23 protein-coding genes and 1 tRNA gene are annotated in these 23,628 nt (G+C 69.9%); 5 read left to right on the forward strand and 19 right to left on the reverse strand.

Annotated features, from left to right (window positions below):
* Positions 1-112: 112 nt before the first annotated feature.
* The 3 genes from C8P66_RS05200 to C8P66_RS05210 all read right to left on the reverse strand — a co-directional run bounded on the left by C8P66_RS05200 (position 113) and on the right by C8P66_RS05210 (position 4,170).
* Entirely contained in the window at positions 113-751 is a 639-nt protein-coding gene (locus tag C8P66_RS05200) for an SCO family protein (RefSeq protein WP_245903225.1), read from the reverse strand.
* Positions 752-842: 91 nt separating this feature from the next.
* Positions 843-1,883 carry a ribonucleotide-diphosphate reductase subunit beta gene (locus tag C8P66_RS05205; protein WP_111397087.1) on the reverse strand — a complete coding sequence of 347 codons (1,041 nt, stop codon included), beginning with the start codon at positions 1,881-1,883 and terminating at the stop codon, positions 843-845.
* A gap of 421 nt (positions 1,884-2,304) precedes the next feature.
* Positions 2,305-4,170, reverse strand: coding sequence for a ribonucleoside-diphosphate reductase subunit alpha (locus tag C8P66_RS05210; protein ID WP_111397088.1), 1,866 nt, complete (start codon positions 4,168-4,170; stop codon positions 2,305-2,307).
* A 319-nt stretch (positions 4,171-4,489) separates the two neighbouring features.
* On the opposite strand from C8P66_RS05210, the gene C8P66_RS05215 reads away from it, so the two are divergent.
* Entirely contained in the window at positions 4,490-5,098 is a 609-nt protein-coding gene (locus tag C8P66_RS05215) for a DUF938 domain-containing protein (RefSeq protein ID WP_111397089.1), read from the forward strand.
* On the opposite strand, the gene C8P66_RS05220 is transcribed toward C8P66_RS05215, so the two are convergent.
* The 10 genes from C8P66_RS05220 to C8P66_RS05265 all read right to left on the reverse strand — a co-directional run bounded on the left by C8P66_RS05220 (position 5,088) and on the right by C8P66_RS05265 (position 14,315).
* Positions 5,088-5,639 (reverse strand): pyridoxamine 5'-phosphate oxidase family protein, encoded by a 552-nt coding sequence (locus C8P66_RS05220; protein WP_111397090.1) that lies wholly within the window; start codon positions 5,637-5,639, stop codon positions 5,088-5,090. The genes C8P66_RS05215 and C8P66_RS05220 overlap by 11 nt on opposite strands.
* Before the next feature lie 110 nt (positions 5,640-5,749).
* Complete coding sequence (locus C8P66_RS24275; RefSeq protein WP_111397091.1) at positions 5,750-5,998, reverse strand: DUF2934 domain-containing protein; 249 nt, start codon at positions 5,996-5,998, stop codon at positions 5,750-5,752.
* Between the two features lie 150 nt (positions 5,999-6,148).
* Positions 6,149-7,345: a hypothetical protein gene (locus C8P66_RS05230; protein WP_111397092.1), complete on the reverse strand. Its 1,197-nt coding sequence runs from the start codon at positions 7,343-7,345 to the stop codon at positions 6,149-6,151.
* Positions 7,342-8,280, reverse strand: a complete 939-nt coding sequence (locus C8P66_RS05235) for a metal ABC transporter solute-binding protein, Zn/Mn family (RefSeq protein WP_111397093.1) — start codon at positions 8,278-8,280, stop codon at positions 7,342-7,344. Before C8P66_RS05235 ends, C8P66_RS05230 begins: the two co-directional genes overlap by 4 nt.
* Before the next feature lie 102 nt (positions 8,281-8,382).
* Entirely contained in the window at positions 8,383-9,807 is a 1,425-nt protein-coding gene (locus C8P66_RS05240) for an aspartate aminotransferase family protein (protein WP_111397094.1), read from the reverse strand.
* Between the two features lie 104 nt (positions 9,808-9,911).
* On the reverse strand, positions 9,912-10,148 hold the full coding sequence (locus C8P66_RS05245) for a hypothetical protein (protein ID WP_146422717.1): 237 nt from the start codon (positions 10,146-10,148) through the stop codon (positions 9,912-9,914).
* Positions 10,149-10,220: 72 nt separating this feature from the next.
* Positions 10,221-11,018: an ABC transporter permease gene (locus C8P66_RS05250; protein ID WP_245903227.1), complete on the reverse strand. Its 798-nt coding sequence runs from the start codon at positions 11,016-11,018 to the stop codon at positions 10,221-10,223.
* Between the two features lie 11 nt (positions 11,019-11,029).
* Positions 11,030-11,956: an ABC transporter permease gene (locus C8P66_RS05255; RefSeq protein WP_245903229.1), complete on the reverse strand. Its 927-nt coding sequence runs from the start codon at positions 11,954-11,956 to the stop codon at positions 11,030-11,032.
* On the reverse strand, positions 11,941-13,605 hold the full coding sequence (locus C8P66_RS05260) for a peptide ABC transporter substrate-binding protein (RefSeq protein ID WP_245903230.1): 1,665 nt from the start codon (positions 13,603-13,605) through the stop codon (positions 11,941-11,943). The genes C8P66_RS05255 and C8P66_RS05260 overlap by 16 nt, the downstream gene beginning before the upstream one ends.
* Complete coding sequence (locus C8P66_RS05265) at positions 13,602-14,315, reverse strand: orotate phosphoribosyltransferase (RefSeq protein WP_111397097.1); 714 nt, start codon at positions 14,313-14,315, stop codon at positions 13,602-13,604. The genes C8P66_RS05260 and C8P66_RS05265 overlap by 4 nt, the downstream gene beginning before the upstream one ends.
* 54 nt (positions 14,316-14,369) lie before the next feature.
* Here C8P66_RS05265 and C8P66_RS05270 point away from each other — a divergent pair, with 54 nt between their 5' ends.
* A complete protein-coding gene (locus C8P66_RS05270; RefSeq protein ID WP_111397098.1) occupies positions 14,370-15,302 on the forward strand; it encodes a mitochondrial fission ELM1 family protein in 933 nt (310 codons plus the stop codon).
* Here C8P66_RS05270 and C8P66_RS05275 read toward each other — a convergent pair.
* The 3 genes from C8P66_RS05275 to C8P66_RS05285 are packed head-to-tail and all read right to left on the reverse strand — an operon-like array spanning position 15,280 to position 18,244.
* Positions 15,280-16,521 (reverse strand): hydantoinase/carbamoylase family amidase, encoded by a 1,242-nt coding sequence (locus tag C8P66_RS05275; protein WP_111397099.1) that lies wholly within the window; start codon positions 16,519-16,521, stop codon positions 15,280-15,282. The two genes, C8P66_RS05270 and C8P66_RS05275, sit on opposite strands and share 23 nt — an antisense overlap.
* Positions 16,518-17,444: a dihydroorotate dehydrogenase gene (locus tag C8P66_RS05280; protein ID WP_111397100.1), complete on the reverse strand. Its 927-nt coding sequence runs from the start codon at positions 17,442-17,444 to the stop codon at positions 16,518-16,520. Before C8P66_RS05280 ends, C8P66_RS05275 begins: the two co-directional genes overlap by 4 nt.
* Positions 17,444-18,244 (reverse strand): iron-sulfur cluster-binding protein, encoded by an 801-nt coding sequence (locus tag C8P66_RS05285; protein WP_111397101.1) that lies wholly within the window; start codon positions 18,242-18,244, stop codon positions 17,444-17,446. Before C8P66_RS05285 ends, C8P66_RS05280 begins: the two co-directional genes overlap by 1 nt.
* A 135-nt stretch (positions 18,245-18,379) precedes the next feature.
* On the opposite strand from C8P66_RS05285, the gene C8P66_RS05290 reads away from it, so the two are divergent.
* The gene (locus C8P66_RS05290) at positions 18,380-18,703 is read left to right on the forward strand and encodes a hypothetical protein (protein WP_111397102.1); all 324 of its coding nucleotides are present in this window, start codon (positions 18,380-18,382) and stop codon (positions 18,701-18,703) included.
* Here C8P66_RS05290 and C8P66_RS05295 read toward each other — a convergent pair.
* The gene (locus tag C8P66_RS05295) at positions 18,700-19,764 is read right to left on the reverse strand and encodes an alkene reductase (protein WP_111397103.1); all 1,065 of its coding nucleotides are present in this window, start codon (positions 19,762-19,764) and stop codon (positions 18,700-18,702) included. The two genes, C8P66_RS05290 and C8P66_RS05295, sit on opposite strands and share 4 nt — an antisense overlap.
* Before the next feature lie 59 nt (positions 19,765-19,823).
* Here C8P66_RS05295 and C8P66_RS05300 point away from each other — a divergent pair, with 59 nt between their 5' ends.
* A complete protein-coding gene (locus C8P66_RS05300) occupies positions 19,824-20,132 on the forward strand; it encodes an ArsR/SmtB family transcription factor (RefSeq protein WP_111397104.1) in 309 nt (102 codons plus the stop codon).
* A 13-nt stretch (positions 20,133-20,145) separates the two neighbouring features.
* Here the strand turns inward: C8P66_RS05300 and C8P66_RS05305 are convergent, their stop codons facing one another.
* Positions 20,146-22,242, reverse strand: coding sequence for a hypothetical protein (locus C8P66_RS05305; protein ID WP_111397105.1), 2,097 nt, complete (start codon positions 22,240-22,242; stop codon positions 20,146-20,148).
* 168 nt (positions 22,243-22,410) lie between these two features.
* A tRNA-Gln gene (locus C8P66_RS05310) sits at positions 22,411-22,484 on the reverse strand.
* A 115-nt stretch (positions 22,485-22,599) separates the two neighbouring features.
* Between C8P66_RS05310 and C8P66_RS05315 the strand changes: the two genes are divergently transcribed.
* A complete protein-coding gene (locus C8P66_RS05315) occupies positions 22,600-23,625 on the forward strand; it encodes a Ppx/GppA phosphatase family protein (protein ID WP_111397147.1) in 1,026 nt (341 codons plus the stop codon).
* Positions 23,626-23,628: the final 3 nt, after the last annotated feature.

Here is a 23,628-nt window from a genome sequence, read left to right on the forward strand (position 1 = left end):
CTCGTTGGGCCACGATCCTCAGTGAAGCCAGAATGCGTCGGGCCCATGGCAGTATTTCCACTTTTCATTCGAATGTCATCTATTTCGCGACGGTCAATTGGTCACTGTCTGGTTATCCGGCCCGAAGTGCGCCCCGTACGGCCTCGGCAATCGCCTCGGGCGCCGAACCGGGGCGGAACAGGCCGCGTACACGGCCGTCGGATCCGACCAGATAGATGAAGGACGAATGGTCCATCAGATAATCGGAATTTTCCGCGTTCCGCACTCTCTGGTAATACACGCGAAATTTTCGCGCAACATCGGCGATCTGCGCCGCCGTCCCAGTCAGCCCCACCATTTTCGGGTGGAAATTCACAACATAGGCAGCAAGCACCTCGGGCGTGTCGCGTTCTGGATCAATCGTTACCAAAATTGGTGTGACACGCGAGGCATCCGGCCCGAGTTCCTCCATCACCTGCCCGATGATGCCGAGTTCCGTGGGGCAAACATCGGGGCAATAGGTGAAGCCGAAATACATCAGGCTGAGCCCACCGGCGTAGGTCGCCTCGGTCACCGCGCGGCCGGTCTGGTCGGTCAGGCTGTAGGGACCGCCGAGGGTCACGCCCTCCGGCAGGGTCACGCCGCCGGCGGAGGGCGGCGGCAGGCCGGCCCCGCTGAAGAAGGCGAGCTGGCGGACGAAGGATTCCGCGATCCCCTCACCCGGGGCGCGCAGCACCCAGGCGGCCCCCCAGAGCCCGGCGAGGAGAAGCATGAGGACCAGAGCGATGGCGCGTATGGGACGGAGCATGGCCGCTAGATAGGCCAAGCCGGGCGGCACGGAAACCATGCCGCCCGCGCGGCGGTCAGACCGTGGGCAGGATGGCCCCACCCGGCTGCGGGGTGGTGAAGACGCCCTCCGCGAAGGCCTCTTCCCAGGTGCCGCTGGTCGCGGCGCGGGAATATTCCGTGGCGCGGCCCTCGAAGAAGTTCATGTGCTCGACCGCGTTCAGCATCTCATCGAGCCAGGGCAGCGGGTTGCGCTCGATGTGGTACATTTCCTCCAGCCCCAACTGCTGCAAGCGGCGGTCGGCGATGAAGCGGATGTAGCGCTTCACGGATTCCGCATCGAGGCCCTGCACGCCGCCCAGTTCGAAGGCGAGGTCGATGAAGGCGTCCTCGTGATCCACGATGGTCGAGCAGATCTGGTACAGATCGGCGCGGAACTGCTCCGTCCAGATCTCCGGGTTTTCCTGCACGAAGGTGCGGAACAGGCGGATCACCGACAGGCAATGCAGCGTCTCGTCGCGCACCGACCAGGAGACGATCTGCCCCATCCCCTTCATCTTGTTGAAGCGGGGGAAGTTCATCAGGATCGCGAAGGATGCGAACAACTGCAACCCCTCGGTGAAGGCGCCGAAGGCGGCCAGGGTCTTGGCGATCTCGGTCTTGTTCTCGACCGTGAAAGCCTGCATGTAGTCGTACTTGTCCTTCATCTCCTTGTACTTGAGGAAGGCAGTGTACTCGCTCTCCGGCATGCCGATGGTGTCGAGCAGATGCGAATAGGCGGCGATGTGGATCGTCTCGGTATTCGAGAACGCCGACATCATCATCAGCACTTCGGTCGGCTTGAAGACCTGTGAATACTGCTTCATGTAGCAGTTGTTCACTTCGACATCGGCCTGGGTGAAGAAGCGGAAGATCTGCGTCAGCAGGTTCTGCTCGGACGCGGTCAGGTTCTTCTGCCAGTCCTTGACGTCATCGGCGAGCGGCACCTCTTCCGGCAGCCAATGGATGCGCTGCTGGGTCAGCCAGGCATCATAGGCCCAAGGATAGCGGAACGGCTTGTAGACCGGATTGGCGGTCAACAGGTCGAATTTTGGGGGGGGCTGGGTGCCGTCGGGCATTGTGGTTCTCTCATTCCTTCGATGTTGCGTCGGCGAGGGGCGCTGCCCCTCGCGCACCCCGGCAAGACCCTGACGGTCTTGCATCCCGCAATTAAAATATATTTTTCACCAGACCACTCGCGCCGATCTAAAATTAAGTAAATCAAATTGGGCAATCTTTACTTGATTTCACATTTTATTCGCGCGCTGGAAATGTGTATTTTGTATATTGTTCAGCCGCTTCGAATTTATCCACCGCTTCAGGTATACGTCGGCTCACTCAAGAAGCATCGTTTGCACGCGCCACAAAAATTTCTACTGTTTCGTCATTGGATTGGCAGCCCCTGCGAATTTCACATTTGAGAGCAAAAGGGGAAGGTCCAGGAAACTCAGTTTCCTGGCGGGAGGGTCCGGGAGGGCGGCGCCCTCCCGGGGGCCGTCATCACTGGCAGGCCAAACATTCCTCGTAATCCGTGCTTTCCGCCTTCACCATCAGCGACAGCGCGATCGGCTGTGCCACATGGGCCGCCATCACATCGCCCTGCCCCACCACCTTCTCGCTGATGGTATCGGCGCGCTGGATCGACAGCGACCGGCAGTAATAGAGCGACTTCATCCCCTTCTTCCACGCGGCCATGTGGATCTGGTGCAGGTCGCGCTTATGGATATCGGCCGGCAGGAACAGGTTCACCGACTGGCTCTGGCAGATGAAGGGCGTGCGGTCGGCGGCATGCTCCACCACCCAGCGCTGGTCCAGCTCGAAGGCGGTCTTGAACACCGCGCGCTCCTGATCGGTCAGGAAGTCGAGGTGCTGGACCGAGCCCTTGGTGACGGTGACCGAGGTCCAGGTGTCGTCGTCATCCCGCCCATGCTTGGCCAGGACCGTCTGTAGATACGGGTTGCGGACGATGAAGGAGCCGGAGAGCGTCTTGTGGTTATAGACGTTGGCCGCGATCGGCTCGATCCCGGGGCTGGCGCCGCCGCAGATGATGCTGATCGAGGCGGTCGGCGCGATCGCCATCTTGTTCGAGAACCGCTCCATGAAGCCGTATTCGGCCGCATCCGGGCAGGGCCCGCGTTCCTCGGCCAGCAGGCGGCTCGCCACATCCGCCTGATCGCGGATGTGCTTGAACATCCGCTTGTTCCAGACCTTGGCGATCGCGCTCTCGAAGGGCACGCCCATCTTTTGCAGGAAGGAGTGGAAGCCCATCACCCCCATGCCGACCGAGCGTTCCCGCATCGCGCTGTATTTGGCGCGGGCCATGCTGTCGGGCGCGGTGTCGATGAAGCCCTGGAGCACATTGTCCAGGAAGCGCATCACATCGGGGATGAAGTGGGGATCATCCTTCCACTCGAACCAGGTCTCCAGGTTCAGCGAGGACAGGCAGCAGACCGCGGTGCGCTCCCGCCCATGCTGGTCGACGCCAGTCGGCAAGGTGATCTCGGAGCAGAGGTTGGAGGTCTTCACCTCCAGCCCCGCCAGCTTGTGGTGCTCGGGCCGGGCGTTGTTCACCTGGTCGGAGAAGATGATGTAGGGCTCGCCGGTCTCGATCCGCGCCGTGAGGATGCGGATCCAGAGGCTGCGCGCCGAAACCTTGCGCACGATCGCGCCGTCCTTGGGGCTCGTGAACGCCCAATCCTCACCATTCTCCACCGCGCGCATAAAAGCGTCGGAGAGCAGCAGCCCGTGGTGGAGGTTCAGCGCCTTGCGGTTCGGATCGCCGCCGGTGGGGCGGCGCATCTCGACGAATTCCTCGACCTCGGGATGGCTGATCGGGAGGTAGCAGGCGGCCGAGCCGCGGCGCAGCGAGCCCTGGCTGATCGCCAGCGTCAGGCTATCCATCACCCGGATGAAGGGCACCACGCCGGAGGTCTTGCCGTTCTGGCCGACCTTCTCGCCGATCGAGCGCAGATTGCCCCAGTAGGAGCCGATGCCGCCGCCCTTGGAGGCGAGCCAGACATTCTCGTTCCACAGGCCCACGATGCCATCGAGGCTGTCATTCGCCTCGTTGAGGAAGCAGGAGACCGGCAGCCCCCGCTGCGTCCCTCCGTTCGACAACACGGGCGTCGCCGGCATGAACCAGAGCTTGCTGATGTAATCGTAGATGCGCTGCGCATGCGCGGTGTCGTCGCCATAGGCCGAGGCCACCCGCGCGAAGAGGTCCTGATAGGATTCCCCTGGCATCAGGTAGCGGTCATCGAGCGTGGCGCGGCCGAAATCGGTCAGCAGCGCATCGCGCGACCGATCGATCCTGACCTGCCCCTGTCCTGCGAGCTGCACGCCCGCGGCATCAACAGCCTCAAACACGGGTGACGAATCCCCTAATGCGGCATCCAACACGGTCACATCCCCCAACTCGGTAATCCCCAGGGACGGATCATGCGCTTTTCCCCCAGGACGACACAAGATGTTGACACATGATGTGAAGAACACCCCGGATATAGTGTGTCGATCCGCTCTCACCAATACGGCCGGCAGCCGCGGCCAACTGCCGATGTTCCTGTTTTGATCCATGCCGCGCACCACGTCCAGCCGAATCACCACGGCCAGACCCTGACCCATCCCTGACGAGCGGCACCGGATTCGGGTTGCATCACATCCGGCCCAGGCGCAGGTCGGCGCTGCCATGACCGATCCCCGACGCTTCGCGCCCTCCGCCGCACGCAACCGTAACCCTATCCTGGAGGCCCTGCGGCCGCATCTGCCGCAGGCCGGGCTGCTGCTGGAAATCGCGAGCGGTTCGGGCGAGCATGCGGTGCATCTCGCCCGCGCCATGCCGGGGCTGGTGGTGCAGCCATCGGACCCGGAGCCCGGCGCGCGGGCCAGCATCGACGCCTGGGCCGCCGGGTCCGGCCTGCCCAATCTGCGCCCGGCCCTGGCGCTGGATGCCGCGAGCCCGCCCTGGCCGATCGTCCGGGCGGATGCGGTGCTCTGCATCAACATGATCCATATCGCCCCCTGGCCGGCCGCCGAGGGGCTGGTGCGGGGTGCGGCGGCGCTCGGGGCGCCGCTGTTCCTCTATGGGCCCTACCGGCGCGAGGGGCGCCACACCGGGCCGGGCAATGTCGCCTTCGACGCCGATCTGCGCGCCCGCAACCCCGCATGGGGCATCAGGGCGCTGGAGGATGTCGCGGCGCTCGCGGCCGCCGCGGGCTATGCCCCGCCCGAGGTCACCCAGATGCCGGCCGACAACCTGCTGCTGGCCTTTCGACGCGGCTCGCCGCTCACCCCGTGAGGCCCGTCTCCAGCCCATCCATGCTGCGGCTGTTCTTTTCCGCGCGGTAGGCGCGCAGGCCCGCCTCGCCCTTGGCCCGGGCCCAGCGGTCCATGCTGTCGCGTTCCCCCGCGTAATCGAAGAAGGGCACGCCATAGCCGCAGGAGGTCTGCACCAGATCGATGTCCAGCCGCACGATCTGCCGTGCGCCCATCGGCTCCACCCCGTCGTATCGCGCGGCCAGCAGCGCCGCATAGGCCTCGCTGCCCCATGGCAGCACGGTGCCGCGGCCATAGAGGCGCAGGATCAGCGGCGCCCCCTCCACCGCGCAGAACATGATGGTCATGCGGCCATCGGCCAGCAGATGCGCCGCGGTCTCCATCCCGCTGCCGGTGCGGTCGAGGTAGCAGACGGTGGTGGCATCGAGCACGCGCAGCGCGCTCCCCTCGCGGGGCGAGATGTTCACCCGGCTTTCCGCCGTCGCCGTGGCGGTGAAGAAGATGTGCTGGCGCCCGATGAAGGCGATCTGCTGGTCATCCAGCGCCGGAAACTGCCTGGCCATGGGCGCCCTGTCCTCGGTGAGCGCCAATGATCGGGCGGCAACCGGGTGTGGGCAATGGCCCAAACCCGGCGTGTGGAGGCTGAACGGCGGGGCGTGCCCCGCGGCCAGCTTCAAACCGCCTGTCGTCCGTTCCTCTTGCGGGCGACCTGCGGCCCGATGATCCCGGAATTGGCCGGCGGATCGCTGGCCGGGAAGCTTTCCTCCACCGTCTCGTCGAGGGCGTCTTCCTCATGCTCGGTCGCGGCAATGGCCTGCTGCCAGAAGCGATCGTCCTCGCCCTCGGGCGAGCCGGCCTCCTGCCAGAGCTGATAGGCTTTTTCCCGAAGCCGCTGTTCACGTAGGGTCTGCTGGTCGGACATCGCGTTTCCCGTCTTGCCTGAGCCGAGGCCTGACTGGCCCCATTGAAGAAGGACCTGCAGGCCCTCCCCTGGCTGGCTAACGCATGAGAGGCGACGGCGTTGACCCGCCCGCGCAATTTTCCGGGCGCCTTTCTGATCAGAAGGGTCCGGTCAGAAGGTCTGGCGCCAGCGCAGCACCCCGATCGCGGCATTGGACTGGCCGCGGCCCCCCTCCTCCCGCGCGTAGCGGGCGTATTGCCAGCCGACATCCACCCCGAAGCCCCAGCCGATGTCCCGCCCCACCGACCATTCGACATAATCCTCCGTCGGCACGGCATTGGCGGTGCGTTTGCGCTGGTCCTTCTGCCAGGCCAGCGTGCTGCGCCAGCCCTCCCAGCTCGTCCGCGCGCCGAGGGTCGAGAAGACCCGCCGCTCGCCGACGCCGGCGGTGTCGTAGGTTGCATCGCCCGCGGCATCGATGCCGGTCTCGATCTCCTCCGCCGGCCGGCCACCGGCGTTGCGGAAGGCGGCGGCCTCGGCGAAGACCAGGGTGCGGAGCGTCTCGGTCCAGGCCAGATCGTAGCGCAGCGCGCCCGCCACCCCCCATTCGCGCGCGGTGCCATCCCGCCCCGCCCCACGCGACAGCACCGAGGCATGGTAGGACAGCCCCGGCAGCCAGCCGAAGTGGTCGCCATCCAGCGCCACGGCAACGCTGTCCATCTGGCCGGTGTTGCCGGCGCCGCCTTGGTCGCGGGTGTTGCGGCGGTAGCGCTCGAAGCCTTCGCGGCAGCAGCGCTGCCGGGTGATCAGCGTGTTGGAGAGCGGGCTGGTGTCATAGCCGAAGACCGCGACCGAGAGATCGTGCTCGCCGAGGACGGCATCGGAGAGGAAGGTCCAGCTCCCGCCCGCGCCCACCGATTCCTTGATGAGATAGACTTCATGCGCGCGGATCGCGGTCAGCACCCCGGGAAAGTCATGATGCCCCCGCCCGAAGGGGGCGGAAAACTTGCCGGCATAGAGCATCACCGTCTCGCTCGGCCGCCATTCGGCGAAGAGCGCCTCGACCGAGGCGGCGGCGTAGCGGAAGCCGGTGACGCCGCCATTCGGCTCGGTCTCCCCGGCCGGTTCGGTGTTCAGCACGCCCTGGATGGAAAAATTGGGCGCGAGGTGCAGCCCGGCGGCGATCTCGCCGAAGGCGAAGGCATTGGTGCCCTGCCGGCGCGGCGCCGAACCGTTCAGCGTGTCGATGGCATAGAGGCCCATATCGACCTCGCCGGTGATGTGTGGCCGGAACCCCTCCAGCCGCACCTCCTGCGCCGCTGCCGCCACGGGGACGAGCAGCGCGAAGGCCAGAAGCGCGCGCCTCATGGCACGCTGCCCAGCATCGCCGGCACCAGCAGTCCGATATTGTGGCGGAACATCGCCTCGTAGCTCGGCGCCGGCCCGTCGGGGGCGGAGAGCGCATCGACGTAAAGCCGCCCGCTGACCCGCACATTCGCCTCCGCAGCCAGGCGGTTGACCAGGGCGGGGCTGGTCATGCTTTCGATGAAGACGGCGGTGATGTGCTCGGCGCGGATCTGGCGGATCAGCCGGGCGACATCTGCGGCCGAGGGCTGCGCCTCGGTGGAGATGCCCTGGGGTGCGAGGAACTCCACCCCGTAGGCCGCGCCGAAATAACCGAAGGCGTCGTGGCTGGTGACGACGCGGCGGCGCTCGGGCGGCACCGTCCCGATTTGCGCGCGCACCCAGGCGTCCAGGGCGGCGAGCCTTGCGAGGTAGGCCTCGGCATTGGCGGCATAGGTTGCGGCCCCGGCGGGATCGGCCGCGGCAAGCCCCGCGGCGATGGTGCGGACATAGGACTGGCCAAGTCGCAGATCCTGCCAGGCATGGGGATCGGGCGTGAGACCGGAGGGCACGGTATGCGCCCGCCGGCGTTCGGCGCCATCGCCATGATCGTGATGATGGCCCTCCATGGCATGGGGGGTGATGCCCTCGGTCGCGGTGATCATGCGGCCCCGGGCATTGTTGGCCAGGCGGTCGAACCAGGGATCGAAGCCCAGCCCGTTGCGGATGATCGCCGTGGCATCGCGGATGGCGACAGCATCCGACGGGCGCGGCTGGAAGCCATGCGCATCCACATCCGGCCCCGCGATCTGGCGCACCGAGACGCGCTCGCCCCCGATGGTGCGGGCCATGTCGGCCAGGATGGTGAAGGAGGCGACGACGGGGACGGCCCCCTGGGCGCGCAGGGGAAAGACCGGCAAGCCGACGGCAAGCCCGGCCAGGAGGGAACGTCGGTGCATCGGAAGGCCTCAATCGCAATGTTATACTATAATGCTTTGAGGTCCGCAAAAAGGCAAGCGACCGAAGCCGCCTGCCTTGTTGCATGCGCAGGGCCTGTGGCGTCAGACCGCCGCGAGGCTCTCCCGCCGCAACTCCACCGCGAGATCATCCACCGCGCGGCCGAAGCGTTCGACCATCTCATCGACCTCATTCTCGACCATCACCAGCGGCGGCGAGATCGCGATGCTGTCGCCCGGGGTCGAGCGCAGGATGATGCCGTGCTTCTCGCCATATTTGACGAGGCGCGGGCCGATCTTGGCGGCGGGGTCGAAGTTCTTCCGACCCGCCGGGTCGGGGGAGAGTTCCACCGCCGCGACCATGCCGATGCCGCGCACTTCGCCGACCAGCGGATGCGCGCCGAAGCGCGCCTTCAGGGCTGCCTGCATGTAGGGGCCCACGCGCTGGGCGTGGCCCACGATATCCATCTCGTCATAGATCTTCAGCGTTTCCACCGCGACGGCGGCGGCGACCGGATGGCCGGAGTAGGTGAAGCCATGGCCGAAGGTGCCGATGGTCTTGCTGCCATCCGCGAGGCCCTGGAAGACGCGATCGCTGACCACAACCGCCGAGATCGGCAGGAAGGCCGAGGACAGCGCCTTGGCGCAGGTCAGGATATCCGGGGTGATGTCGAAGGTCTGGCAGCCCCAGTAGCTGCCGGTGCGCCCGAAGCCGCAGATCACCTCATCGGCGACCAGCATCACGTCATACTTGCGCAGCACCGCCTGCATCTTGGCCCAATAGGTGCGCGGCGGCACGATCACGCCGCCGGCGCCCATCACAGGCTCGGCGAACATCGCGGCCACGGTGTCCGGCCCCTCGCGCAGGATCAGCGCTTCCAGGTCGTCGGCGCAGCGGGTGGCGAAGGCCTCCTCGGTCTCGCCCTCCTGCCCCTCATGGTAGAAATGCGGGGTGGTGGTGTGGAAGATGCCGGCGATCGGCAGGTCGAACAGCTTGTGGTTCGCGGGCAGGCCGGTCAGCGAGGCCGCGGCGATGGTGACGCCGTGGTAGCCCTTCACCCGGCTGATGACCTTCTTCTTCAACGGGCGGCCGGTCGCGTTGTTGAAGTACCAGATCATCTTCAGCGCGGTGTCATTCGCCTCCGAACCGGAGTTGGCGAAGAACACCTTGCTCATCGCGGCCCCGCCATTGGCGAGCGGCGCGCGCTCCACCAGCATCTCCGACAACTCGATCAGCGGCCCGTGCGAGCGGCCGGTGAAGGCGTGGTAGAAGGGCAGTTCCTTCATCTGCTTCGTCGCGGCCGCCACCAGGCGGTCGTTCGAAAACCCGAGCGAGGCGCACCAGAGCCCGGCGATGCTTTCGATGTAGTCGCGGCCCTGGTCGTCATAGACCCGCACGCCCTCCCCACGCGCGATGATCAGCGGGCCGTTCTCGGCATGCGCGCGCAGATCCGTATAGGGATGCAGCGCATAGGCGACGTCGCGGGCGGCGGGGGAGTTGGCGCGGATGGGCGTGGCGGGGGGGGTCATCGACCTGGCCTTTTTGTCGCGTTCGGATGCCTGGGACTCTACGCCTGCGCCGGAAAAGCGGCTAGGCCGCAGCCTGGGTCATTCCACGCGCGAGGCGTGGAGAATCAGCCCCGCAAGGCGCCGCGGATCAGGGTGGTGAGCAGGAACAGCACCGCCCCCACCGGGATCAGCAGCCCGAGGATGGTGGCGATGCCCATGGCGCAGCCGCCGGAATCCGAGGGCTGGGTGCAGATCGGCTCGAAGATGGTGAAGACCAGCATCGCGGCCCCGACCCCCAGCGGCAGCAGCACCGCGCCGGCCAGGCCCCAGAGCAGCGATCGTCCCAGCAGCTTCATCATCATCCCCTCGGCTCGTCCCGGGGACCCGTTCTATCGTTCCGGTATCGTTACGCGATGCACGGCTGCGTGATGCCGCTACCGCCGCGCCCCATCCGCGACCAGCCCGGCGCCTGCCACCGCCGCCATGATGCAGAGCCCCGGCCAGACCGCCTGCCAGGGCGCCTCCAGCACCATCTCCTGCGCATTGGCCAGCATGTTGCCCCAGGAGGCGAGCGGCGGGCGGATGCCGAGGCCGAGGAAGGAGAGCGTGCTTTCAGCCAGGATCGCCCCCGCGACCGCCAGCGCCGTCGCCACCGCGACGGGCGGGACCAGCGCCGGCAGCACATGACGCCACAGCACCCGCGCCTCCCCCGCCCCCAGGGCGCGGGCCGCGCGCACATAGGGCAGCGCCAGCGTGGAAAGTGCGGCCGCCCGCGCCAGCCGCGCGACCCCCATCCAGCCGAAGATCGCCAGCACCAGCACGATGCGCCCGATGTCGCCCCCCGGCAGCCAGGGCAGGTCGGCCGCCGCCAGCACCAGCAGCAGCGGCAGCGCGGGCAAGGCCAGCATGGTCTCGGCCAGCCGCATCAGCGCCGCGTCCGCGAGCCCCCCCGCCCAGGCCGCCAATAACCCGATGGTGGTGCCGATCGCCGCCGCGACCAGCGCCGTGACCAGGCCCACGGCCAGCGACACCCGCGCGCCGGCGAGCAACCGCAGCAGCGCGTCCCGCCCCAGCGCATCGGTGCCGAGGGGGTGGGTCCAGGAGGGCGCCTCGAAGCGCGCGAACAGGTCCGGCAGGTTCGGGTCATGCCCGAGCCAGCCCTGCGCCAGAGGCGCGGCCAGCGCCGCCAGCGCCAGCATTCCCAAAATCGCCAGGCCAAGCCGCAGCCTCACAGCCCGGAGCCTCACAATCGGGGGTCCAGCGCGCGCTGCGCGACATCCGCCGCCGCCGTCGCCAGCATCGTCGCCAGCGCCACCAGCAGCACCGCGGCCAGCGCCAGCGGATGGTCGTTGCCCATCACCGCGTCATAGAGAAGCTTGCCCATGCCGGGCCGGGCAAAAACCGTCTCGGTCACCAGCGCGCCGCCGACCAGCCCGCCGATGTCGAGTGCCGCGAGTTGCAGCAGCGGCACCGCGGCATTGGAGAAGGCATGGACCCAGGCGATGCGCGCCTCGCCTGCGCCGCGCGCCCGCGCGGTGACGATGAAGGGCGCCAGCAGCACCGCGCCCATCGCCGCCGCCGTATGCCGCGCATAGGCGGCCAGCCCGCCGATCGCGAGCGTCGCCACCGGCAGCACCAGGAACCGCCAGGGCGCATCGCCGAAATCCGCCATCCCGCCCGCCGGCAGCCAGCCAAGCTGGATGGCGAAGACGATGATCAGCAGGATCCCCGCCCAGAAGGCCGGCACCGCCTGGCCGAGCACCGCCAGCGCCTCCACCGCCGGCGCCCAGCGCGGCCGCAACGCCGCCAGCGCCCCCAGCGCGATCCCGCTGCCCGCCGCCAGCAGCAGCGCGAGCCCGACGAGTTCCAGCGTCGAGACCAGCGCCGGGACGAGCACCTCGACCACCGGCCGGGCAAACAGCCGCGAGGGGCCGAACTCGCCCTGCACCGCCCCCAGCAGCCAGGCCCACCAGCGCGTCAGCAACGGGCGGTCCAGCCCATGCAGCGCCCGCATCCGCTCGGCATCGGCCGGCGTCAGCCTGGGGTCGGCGGCCATGGCGAGGTCGATGGGATCGCCCGGCATCAGCCCGATGGCGATATAGGCAAGGAAGGACAGCACCAGCAGCGCCAGCGCGATCTGGACGGCGCGCAGCCCTATCGCACGCGCCACTGCTCGACCCAGAGCGAGGAGGGCGCCAGATGCCCGGTCGGCCGCACGCCATCGAGCCAGAGCGGCCAGAGATGCGCATCGGCCCGGTGCCACAACGGCAGCACCGGCAGGTGTTCCGCCAGGATCGCCTGCAGGCGGTGCCACATCGGCAGGCGGGCCGTGGCCTCCAGCGTCACCGGCAGGTCTTCGAGCAGCCGGTCCATCTCGGCATTGCGAAAGCCCGGGTAGTTCTGGCCGGACCAGTTGCGGGCGGCATCGGGGATTTCATCGGAATGGAAGATGCCGCGCGGCACGTTTTCCGGTGCGCTGATCCAGGCGAAGAGCGCGAGTCCGTCGAAGCGGCGATGGCTCAGCGTCTCGCCGAAGAAGACGCGGGGCGGCTCGTTGCGGATGCGGGCCTCGATGCCGGACTGGCGCCACTGGCCTTGCAGCACCTGCTCCACCTGCTCGCGGCCGCGATTGCCGGCGGTGGTCATGAATTCCAGCGAGAGGCGCTCCCCGGCCGCGTTGCGCCGGATGCCATCCTCGCCGCGCACCGACCAGCCGGCCGCGTCCAGCAGCCGCGCCGCCCCGGCCGGGTCATAGGGCGCGGGGGCGAGCGAGACGTCATACCCCGCATCCAGCGGATGGATCGGCCCATTCGCCACCGGCTGCCTGCCGTCATAGAGACGGGCCGCGATGGTCGCGCGATCCGAGGCCAGCAGCAGCGCCCGCCGCACCCGCGCATCCGCCAGGATCGGATTGTCGAGCTTCAGGTCGATGTGTTCATAGACCAGCCCCGGCTGCACATGCAGCCGCAGCCGCGAGGCCGCCCGCCGCGCGAGCGCGATGCCCTGGTCCAGCGGCAGGCCCAATTCGCCGGCGATCATGTCCACCTGCCCGGTCATGGCCTGGGCTTCCAGCGAGGGCGTGCTCTCGATGGTGCGGATCAGGATGCGGTCGAAGGCCGGGCGCGGCCCCGCCCAGGCGTCGTTGCGCAGCAGCCCGACCGCCGCACCCGGCGTCACCGAGGCGACGCGATACGGCCCCGACCACAGCCCGGGATTGGTGGGTTCGGTGTCATACCCCGTGCGGCTGCGGTAGCGGGCGCGATCGGCCTCCCAGCGCGGGCGCTCGATGCGCGCGGGCAGCGGCTGGAAATCGCCGAGGCTCGCATAGTCGAAGGTCACACGGTCGAAATGCAGGGTGATGCTGCGGTCATCGACCACATCGAGCGCAAAGGCGCTGCGGTAGAATTCGGCCGAGCCGAACCCGGTCTCGAAGGCGCGCCCGGCCTCCCAGGCGAAGCGCAGATCCTCCGAGGAGACCGGCGTGCCATCGCCCCAGCGGGCATCGGCGCGCAGGCGGATGGTCAAGGCGAGGCCGGCTTTGCCATCCGGCGTGGTCTCGCGCACCGCAAGCCCGTTCTCCAGGCTCGGCAGCGTCTCGCAGAGCAGGCAGACGAGGCGCCAGTCGGCATCGTAGGTCGTCAGCGGCCGCCGCGTGAATCCCAGCACATAGGATTTGGCGGCCATCTGGTCGATGTTGGGATGCAGCGTGGAGGGGTATTGCGTGATCCCGATGGTGAGCTGCGGATGCGTTTGGGCCTGCGCCGAGGCGGCCGCGAGCAGCACCGCCCCGGTCAGACAGAGGCGGCGCAGACGGCTCAATCCTCGGCCTTCGCCTCGACCGCATTGCCGATGCCGCCATGCGACCGCGACCAGGACACGGGGTCCTCCAAAAACTTGCGGACTTCCTTCAGCGCGCTTTCCTCGAAATACGGCCGCTCGCGGCAGACCTCCAGCACATCCCACCAGGTGCAGAGGTGATGCAAGGTGAGGTTCATCTCCTTCATCGTCTCGAACGAGCCCGGGAAGACGCCGTAGAAGAACACCACAAAGGTATGGTCGCAGATCGCGCCGGCATCGCGCAGCGCATTGGCGAAGCGGATTTTCGAGGCGCCGTCGGTGGTCAGATCCTCGACCAGCAAGGTGCGCTTGCCCTCCGGCACATCGCCCTCGATCTGGGCGTTGCGGCCGAAGCCCTTGGGCTTCTTGCGGACATAGGCCATGGGCGACAACATGCGGTCGGCGATCCAGGCAGCGAAGGGAATCCCCGCCGTCTCGCCACCCACCACCGCCTCGATGCTCTCATAGCCGATGTGGCGGCCGATCTTCTCCACCGCCAGGTCGCAGATCTTGCTGCGGGCGCGGGGGAAATAGATGATCCGGCGGCAATCGATATAGACCGGCGACTTCCAGCCGGAGGTGAAGGTGTAGGGTTCCTCCGGCCGAAAGTTCACCGCCTTGATCTCAAGCAGGATGCGGGCCGTGGTCAGGGCCGCGTCGCGGTCCCAGTCGGAGGCGTGGGTCAAGGCCATGGTCGGGTCGGTGCTCCTTTCCGGCCGGATTACCGCCCGCAGCCGGCCGCGTCCATGACAGACGACGCGATCTGGGTGCTGGCCGACCCCCGCGCGGGCACGGCGGCGCAGGCGCTCGGCATCGCCGAACGGCTGGGGCGGCCGTTCAGGGTCGTGCCGCTGGAGTGGGGGCCGATGGCCCAGGCGCCGCTGCGCTGGCCGAGCCTGTGGGGGCTGACCGCCACGGCGCGTGCGGCGTTCCACCCCCCCTGGCCGAAGCTGGTGATCTCCGCGGGGCGGCGCTCGGCGCCGGTGGCGCTGTGGCTGGCGCGGCGGGGCGCGAAAACCGTCCATTGCATGCGGCCCGGCTTTGGCGCGGCGCGGTTCGACCTGCTGGTGCTGGGGCGGCATGACGAGGCGCCCGCCGCGCCCAACATCCTGCCGATCCTGGGCGCCACCCATCGCATGTCCCCCGCGCGGCTGGCCGAGGCGCGGGCGGCCTTCACCGATCTCCGCACCCTGCCCGGCCCCCGCGTCGCATTGCTGCTCGGCGGGCCGGTGCGGGCGGTGGGGATGGACCCGGCCATCGCCACGGCCATCGCGCGGCAGGTCGCGGGGCTCGGCGGCAGCGTGCTCGCCACCGCCTCCCGCCGCACCGGGGCGCAGGCGACGGCGGCGCTGCGGGCGGCGCTCACGGGCGTCCCGCATCGGGTGTTTGGCTGGGGCGATGCGGGGCCCAACCCCTATGCGGGCTTCCTGGCCTCTGCCGACATCATCGTGGTGAGCGGCGATTCGGTGTCGATGCTGTCGGAGGCGCTGGCGACCGGGGCCATGGTCCTCATCGCCGATCCGGGCGGCCTCGGCCCCCGGCACCAGCGCCTCGCCAAAAACCTGATCGCCGCCGGGCAGGCGCGGATGCTGGGCGAGGCGCCCGTCCCGCGTACGCCACTGGATGAGACCGGGCGGGTCGCGCAGGCCGTGCTGGCTAGGCTGCCTCCACCGCCCTGATCGCACCCCACAGCGCCTCCACCCCGGCCATCAGATCGGCGACCTCCATCGCTTCGGCCGGGTTGTGGCTGCCGTTGCGGTTGCGGACGAAGACCATCGCCGCCGGCACCCCGTGCCGCGCGAATTCGGCGGCGTCATGGCCCGCCCCGCTCGGCATGGTGTGCGGCCGCGGCAGGGCATCGGCGATGGCGGCGGTGCGGGTCGCGTCCAGCACGATCGGCGCGGTGCGCACAGCGCGGCCAAGCTGGAACTCCACCCCTCGCCGGCGCCCGATCTCGCGGCAGCGGTCCGCCAAAAAACGTTCCATGTTCTTCAGCACCAGCGGATCGGTGCTGCGGATATCGAGCGCGAAGGCGACCTCGCCGGGGATGCGGGTGGCGGTCGCCTCGCCGGCCTCGGTCGCCATCACCCCCGCGGTCAGCACCAGGTCGAAGCCCTCCTGCTCCTGCCGCGCCCAGACGGTGTCGAGGTCGTTCAGCAACTCGGCCAGCGCCATCGCCGGATCATGGCGCAGATGGCGGGGGACGACGCCGGAATGCCCGGCCTCGCCGATGCAGCGCGCGGCGGGCAGGCGCAGATGGCCGCGCACGGCGCCGACGGCGGCGGCCGGCAGGTCGCGGTCCAGCAGCACCGGCCCCTGTTCGATGTGCAACTCCCAGAAGGCGGTGACGGCGGCGAATTCCGGCAGCGGGCGCCCGGCCCCGGCCAATGCCGGATCGCCGCCGACCGCGGCGATGCAGGCGGCCAGGCTGCCGCCGCCACCCCGGCGCTCCACCGCGAGTTCCGCCGCATCCAGCGCCCCGAAGCCCGCGCGGGTGCCGACATAGGGGCCGCCGAACCAGGGGCTTTCCTCGCCGCGCAAGGCCACGGCGCGCAGCGGCAGCCCGATCCGCGCGGCGCGGATGGCGAGCAACAGCCCCGCGACCGCCCCGGCCGCGCCATCGAAATTCCCGCCGCGCGGCACGCTGTCCAGATGCGAGCCCGTGGCCGGCGCCGGCCCCACCAGCCCGGGCGGGGCCAGCCAGAGGTTGCCCACCCCGTCCATATGGCTCGCCAGCCCCTGCGCGGCGCCGGCCTCGGCGAGGATCGCATGGCAGGCGGTCTCGGCCTCGCCCCAGGCGGGGCGGGTGAAGCCGCCGGCGAGGTCGGCGCCGATGCGGGCGAAGTCTTCCAGCAGGCGCGTGGCCAAAGCGGCCTCGTCGCGGGTGATCGCGTTCATTCGGCGGCAATCCGCTGGAGGCTGGGCAAGGCGATCCCGGTCAGATCCGACACGCGGGAAAAACCGCGGGCCGTGCAGAAGGCGCTGATGCCCTCGATCACTTGCAGCATCGCGGCGGGCTGGATGAAGCTGGCGGTGCCGACCTGCACGGCGGTGGCGCCGGCCGCCAGGAACTCCACCGCATCCTGCCCGGTCGCGATCCCGCCGCAGCCGATCACCGGGATCCGCACCGCCTGCGCGCATTGCCAGACCAGGCGCAGCGCGATCGGCTTGAACCCCGGCCCGGAATAGCCGCCCATCCCCGCCCCCAGCGCCGGGCGCAGCGTCGCGAGGTCGATCGCAAGCCCCAGGATGGTATTGGCCACGACCAGCGCATCCGCGCCCGCCTCCTCGCAGGCGCGGGCGACGGCGGCGGCATCGCCGGTGTTCGGCGAGAGCTTGGCCCAGATCGGCAGCCGCGTGGCGCCCCGCATCGCGGCGATGGCCGCCGCCGCGGGCCCCGGCTCTGCGGCGAAGGCGCGGCCATCGGCCTCCAGATTGGGGCAGGAGATATTGGCCTCGATCGCCGCCACCCCCTCGACCGTCAGCGCCCGCGCGGCCTCGGCGAAGGCGCTCGCGGTGGGTGCGGAGAGGCTCACCACCAGCGGGGCCGCGAAGCGCCGCCACACCGGCAGGTCATAGGCGATCCAGGCCTCGATGCCCTTGCCCGGAATGCCGATGCTGTTCAGCAGCCCCTGCCCGGTCTCGGCCACGCGCGGCGTCGGGTTGCCGCGGCGCGGCTCGGGCGTCACCGATTTGGTGACCAGCGCGCCGAGGCGGTCGAGGTCGAACACCTCCCCAAGCTCCGGGCCGAAGGTGCCCGAGGCCGGCATCACCGGATTGGCCAGCGTGAGCCCGCCGATGCGGACGGAAAGATCCGGCATCACCACGCCTCCACCGATTGCAGGTCGAAGACCGGGCCCTCGCGGCAGACCCGCAGGTCGCGGGGGCCATCGGGTGTCGCGATCCGTCGCACGCAGGCGAAGCACAGTCCGAGGGCACAGCCCATGCGCTGCTCGATCGCGGCCTCGCCCAGCACGCCATGGCGGGCGGCGATCTCCTGCAACAGCCGCAGCAGGCGGTCCGAGCCGCAGGTGAAGACGGCATCGGGGCGGGCGCGGATGAACTCGGCCTCGATCATCATGCCGACCGCCGCCGGATCGCTGCTGCCGTCGCTGTCATGGACGAGGCGCAAATCCATCGGCACCGCGCCGCAAAACGCCTCGGCCATCATGTCGGCGGGGTCGCGGGCGGAGAGGATGGCGGTCACGCCGATGTCCAGGCTCACCGCCCGCCGCGCCAGCAGCGAGAGCGTCGCGAGCCCGACCCCGCGCGCCAGCACCAGGATGCGACCCCAGCCCGGGTCCAGCGTGAACCCGCGGCCGAGCGGGCCCATGGCGTCCAGCGTGTCACCCTCACGCAGCCCGGCCAATGCGGCGGTGCCGGGGCCCGCGACGCGGAAGAGGAAGCCCAGCGGCTCCTGCGCCCCGGCGCGCCAGACGCTCATCGGCCGGCGCAGATAGGCGCCGGGGCAGAGCAGATGGCAGAACTGCCCGGGTTCGACGGCGGCGGAGAGCGCTGGCGCCTCGGCCAGCAGGCGATGGTAGCGGGCGCCGACCGGCACGCTGGCGATGACCCGCCCGAGATGGGTGGTCACGGGAAACGGGCCGGCGCTGCCGTCCATAAGGAATGGCCTGATCGTGAGGCGGTACGCTGGAGCAGGCAGCCCCGCTGCGTCAACCGGATTGCTGCACTGCCGCGCGGGGCAACCCCACCGGAAGGGCCGCGTTTAACCCGCTGACGAAAAGGGAGGCCACCCATGACGACCCTTCGGCATCAGAACCGGCTCTGGCGCGCCGGCCTTTCGGCGACGCTGGCCAGCGTGATCCTCGCGGGGGCTGCCCTGGCCCAGGGCGGCGTCGTGCCCCGGGACGGCGCGGGGCCGCCGCCGTTGCCGGGCCTGACGCCGCCGGAGCGGATCGAACCCCAGCCCGTGCCGGTGCCCGCGCTGCCGCGCAGCGGCGTGCTGCCCCCGCCGGATATCGTCGTCCCCATGCCCCGGCCGGAAGTGCCGACCCCGCATCCGGAGACGACGCCGGTGATCCCGCCGCCGCCTCCGGTCGAGCCGGCCCCCCGCCGTTAGGCCATGGCGGGCGAAAGCGCCGGGTAGTCGCTGTAGCCGTGCGGCCCGCGCGCGTAGAGCGTCGCGCGATCCACCTCGTTCAGCGCGGCCCCGGTCCGCAGCCGCAGCGGCAGGTCCGGGTTGGCGATGAACTTCAGCCCGAAGGCCACGGCATCCGCGGTGCCGGCATCCAGCGCCTGCTGCGCCTGCTCCGTGGTGTAGCGCTCGTTGACGATATAGACGCCGCCGAAGGCACGCTTCAGATCGGGGCCAAGCTGCGCGGATTCGGCATTCTCGCGGGCGCAGAGGAAGGCGATCTTCCGCCGCCCCAGCTCGCTCGCGACATAGCCGAAGGTGCCGGCCATATCGACGCTGCCGACGTCATGGCTGTCGCCGCGCGGGGCCAGATGCATGCCGACGCGATCCGCACCCCAGACGGAGACCACCGCATCGGTGACCTCCAGCATCAGCCGGGCGCGGTTCTCGATCGGGCCGCCATAGGCGTCGGTGCGATGGTTGCTCTTGTCGTGCAGGAACTGGTCGATCAGGTAGCCATTGGCGCCATGGATCTCGACACCGTCGAAGCCGGCGCGCCTGGCGTTCAGGGCGCCGAGGCGGAAGGCCTCGATCACGCCGGGGATCTCGGCCGTCTCCAGCGCGCGGGGCAGCGGGTAGGCGCGCTCGGGGCGCAACAGGCTGACATGGCCGCGGGCCGCGATCGCGCTCGGCGCGACGGGGGGCAGGCCGTCGAGGAAGCTCGGGTCGGAGATGCGGCCGACGTGCCAGAGCTGCAGCAGGATGCGGCCGCCGGCGGCATGCACCGCATCGGTGATGACGCGCCAGCCTTCGACCTGCGCCTCGGACCAGATGCCCGGGGTAGCGGCGTAGCCGACGCCCATGGGGGTGACCGAGGTCGCCTCCGACAGGATCATGCCGGCCGAGGCGCGCTGCACGTAATAGTCGCGCATCAGGGCCGTGGGGATGCGATCATCGGTGGCCCGCGAGCGGGTCAACGGTGCCATGATGATACGGTTGGGCAGCTCGAGCGCCCCAATCCGCAAGGGGTCGAAAAGGGTCGGCATGGCGGCGTCCTTGTAGCTTGTTCGACAAACGTCGAAGGTGACATGGGAGGCAATGCTGCATGGCACAAGAGGACTACACCCACCCGTCGATGGAGGAGGTGACGCTGCCGGATGTGCTGCACGCGCTGAGCGATCCGCTGCGGCTGCGGATCGTGGCGGAGCTGCGCGAAAAAGGCGGCGAGCGCGGCTGGGGCGAGTTCGACACCCAGGTCTCGCCCTCCACCCTGAGCCACCACATGAAGGTGCTGCGCATGGCCGGGCTGATCCTGTCGCGGCGGGATGGCACGCGCTGCCAGGTGTCGCTGCGGCCCGAGGTGGAGGCGCGGTTTCCGGGGCTGCTCGCGACGGTGACGCGGCTGGCGGGGTGAGGCGCGCGCCACGTCACGCGCCCCCCAGGCCCAGCGTCAGCGACCGGATAAAGAGCCCGAGCCGCCGCCGGTCCGGCGAGCCGGGATAGAACTCCGACGGGCGATGCGTCCCGTCGATCTCGAAGCGAAGCGTCGCCGCGCCATCGGCGCCCAGCAATGCTGAAGGCACGATGGCCCGCAGACGCCCCGGCGCGCCATCGACCAGCCGCCATGTCGCGACGGAACTGCCGTTGACCAGCAGGCGCACCCGCACCTCGGTGACGCCGGCCGGCAGGAAGGGGTTGGCGAGGAGGTCCAGCACCAGCGGCCGGCCGCCCAGCTCGGCCAGCGACACGCCGAAGCGCAGGACCGACAGGGGACCATCGGTCCAGCGGCCCTCGGGCTCGGCCCCGGACCAGCCGGAGCGCAGGATCGGCCCTTCCTGCCGCCCAAAGGTCAGTGTGCTCCCGATCGCCAGGCGGGTGGGGGCCAGGACCTCGTCCGGCACGCAGGCGCTGCGCCGGGACCGCAGCAGGCAGGGCAGGCCGAAGACGATCGCCTGCCGCACCGCCACCGGGGCCAGGCCGCGGTCCACGGCCAGCGAGGGCGGCCGCACCTCCAGCACCAGCGGTGCCTCCGGCAGCGGGCGCAGCGGGGTCAGCATCAGCCCCCCGCCTGCCGGCACCGTCTTGTGATCGCTGTTGAAGACATGCTCGGCGGAGGGCGCGAACAGGCGGCTGCGGCCCATGAACATGTCATCCCAGGAGCCATCCGCCGCGAAGACCACCGCATCGCCCATCTCGGGCAAGGCACCGGGGATCAGCAGGCGCCCATCCGCCTGCCAGCGCGGCGCGCCCGCGGCGTCCGGCCGGAGGTGCAGCTCCGCGCGCCAGGGCAGCAGCAGCGCCATGGTGCCGAGGCCCAGCGCCAGCCGCCGCCAGCGCAGGCGCCGCTCCGCCGCCATCAGCGCTACCCAGAGCAGGGTGTAGAGGCTGGCGACCGGCACGACCCATTTGAAGTAATGGTGGTTGAAGTAGAGCCACATCCCGCCGGAATGCAGGTCGCGGTAGCAGAGGTAGAGCGCGACATGGCAGGCCATGGCGCCGCCGAGCGCCAGATGCGGCGCGCGCCGGCCGGGGCCCCGGCTCGGCAGCAGCATGAGCGCCAGCGCGCCGGCCAGGCCCGAGACGATCCAGGGAAAGGCGGAGATCAGCCCGCGCCCCTGCGGCAGCAGCGGCCGTGGATCGAGCATCAGCGTCACCCAGCGCAGCGGCAGCAGCCGCCATTCGAAGCCGGTGCGGGCGGAACCCGCCATATAGGGGCTTTGCGCAAAGCCGTAGATCGGCACGTAGAAGATCGCGAGGAGGCCCAGGGCCAGCGCGACGCCGGCCACCCCCGCCAGCCCGGTGCGCGCCCAGGCCCGCCAGGAGGCCCGGCTGGTGGCGAGCGCCCATCCCGCCAGCAGCGCCGCCGGCACCAGCGCCACGGCCATGTCGGTCGGGCGGAAGGCCAGGATCGCGGCACCGGCAAATGCGGCCACAAAGGCCCAGCGCGGGCGGTCCGGCGCCGCATGGAAGCGCAGCGCGGCCCAGAGGCAGAGCAGGATCAGCGCCGTGGCCGGCGAGGTGCTCCAGGGCACGACCCAGGCGTCGAGCGATTGCGGCGAGGAGAGCATCGCCGTGACGAAGGCCAGAGTGCCCAGCAGCCCGGCATGGCGCAGCCCCGGTGCCAGCCGGACCGCGATGCCGGCCAGCAGCCAGAGCGAGGCGAGCAGCGAGACGAGGTTCGCCGGCAGGAACGGGTCGGCGAGCGGCAGGCCCAGCAGAGGCACGTCTTGCAGGAACGGGACCGCGAGCAGCGGGTAGCCCGGCATGTAGAGGTGGCGGGCCACGTCCAGGTCGCCGCGCTGCCAGGCGAGGGCGGCCTCCAGGTAGCGGCCCTGATCGTGCCAGCCGAACCAGTTGTTTGCCGCGACCGGGGCCAGCGGCAGCATCTCCCGCACCCAATGGGCGTGCAGGAAGGCGGCGGCGATGACCAGCGTCGCGACGGCCAGCCCCAGCCTATCGACCCGACACGCCGTCGGGGCAGCACCGCCCGCGGCGCGGGCCGGAGGCGAGAGGAGCTTTCGCATGGGAAGACCGCCTGGACAGGAGGAAGAGCGCCTGGTTGGCGCCAGGCGCCTCCGGCGTCGGTTTAGCGCGTCTTTCGCATCCCGGTCAGCCGTGCGGGGCGGGGAACAGACCGCCGCCGGCGCAGCGCGGCGCGGGTCTGAGCCAAAATGATGCGGGCTGGGATGCCGTGGCTGGGGGACCTGGATTCGAACCAAGACTGTCCGAGTCAGAGTCGGAAGTTCTACCGTTAAACTATCCCCCAACGGCGCCGGCCGGATACCATGCGTCTCAGCGGGGCGCAACCCGACCCTCACACGACACCTTTCGTGACGAAATCCCTTGCCCCGGGACCCCGCCGCGCCGACTCTATGGTGATCATGGATTTGCCGCCGCCCGCCCTCGCCGCGCCGCAGCGGACACCGACCCTGTCCGGAGCCGCTTTCGCCGCTCTGGACCTCGGCACCAACAATTGCCGGTTGCTGGTGGCTGCCCGCGGTGGACCCGGCGGATTCCGCGTCATCGACAGCTTTTCCCGCGCCGTCCGCCTCGGCGAGGGGCTGGAAGCCACCGGCCGCCTGTCCGAGGCCGCGATGGACCGCGCCGTCATCGCCTTGCAGGCCTGCGCCCAGAAACTCGGCCGGCGGCAGATTCGCGGCCTGGACGCGGTCGCCACCGAAGCCTGTCGCCGCGCCGACAATGGCGCCGAGTTTCTGGCCCGCGCCCGGGCCGCGACGGGGCTTCCGCTGCGGGTGATCGGCGCGCGAGAGGAGGCGGCGCTGGCCATGACCTCCTGCGCCCCGTTGCTCGCCCCCACCGACCGCCGCGCGCTTCTCTTCGACATCGGCGGCGGCAGCACCGAGATCGCCTGGGTCCGCGCCGCCAGCCGCGAGCATCCGCCGGAGCTGATCGGGTACACCTCCCTCCCCCTCGGCGTGGTGACGCTGGCCGAACGCGCCGGCGCCTCCTGCTTCACGCATGAGGGCTTCGAGGCGGTGGCCGAGGAGGTCGCGGCCGAGCTTCGCCGCTTCGACACCGTGCATTCCATCGGGCGCGAGATCGCGGCCGGGGGCGTGCGGATGCTCGGCACCTCCGGCACCGTCACCACGCTGGCCGGCGTCGCCCTGGCCCTGCCGCGGTATTCCCGCCAGGCGGTCGATGGCCAGGTCATCGAGATGGATGCCGCCGACAAGGCGCTGGCCGAGCTGTTCTCCCTGGGGCGGGAGGGGCTGGTGGCCCACCCTTGCGTCGGGCCGGAACGGGCGGAATTCGTGCTGCCGGGCTGCGCCGTCTTCGCCGCCATCCGCCGCGTCTGGCCGACCGCAACGGTGACCGTCGCCGATCGGGGGTTGCGCGAAGGCATGCTTCTGCGGCTGATGCGCGCCCCATCTCCCCGAAGGCGCTGACGC

The sequence above is a fragment of the Humitalea rosea genome, assembly GCF_003253705.1.
Taxonomy (GTDB): Bacteria; Pseudomonadota; Alphaproteobacteria; order Acetobacterales; family Acetobacteraceae; genus Humitalea; species Humitalea rosea.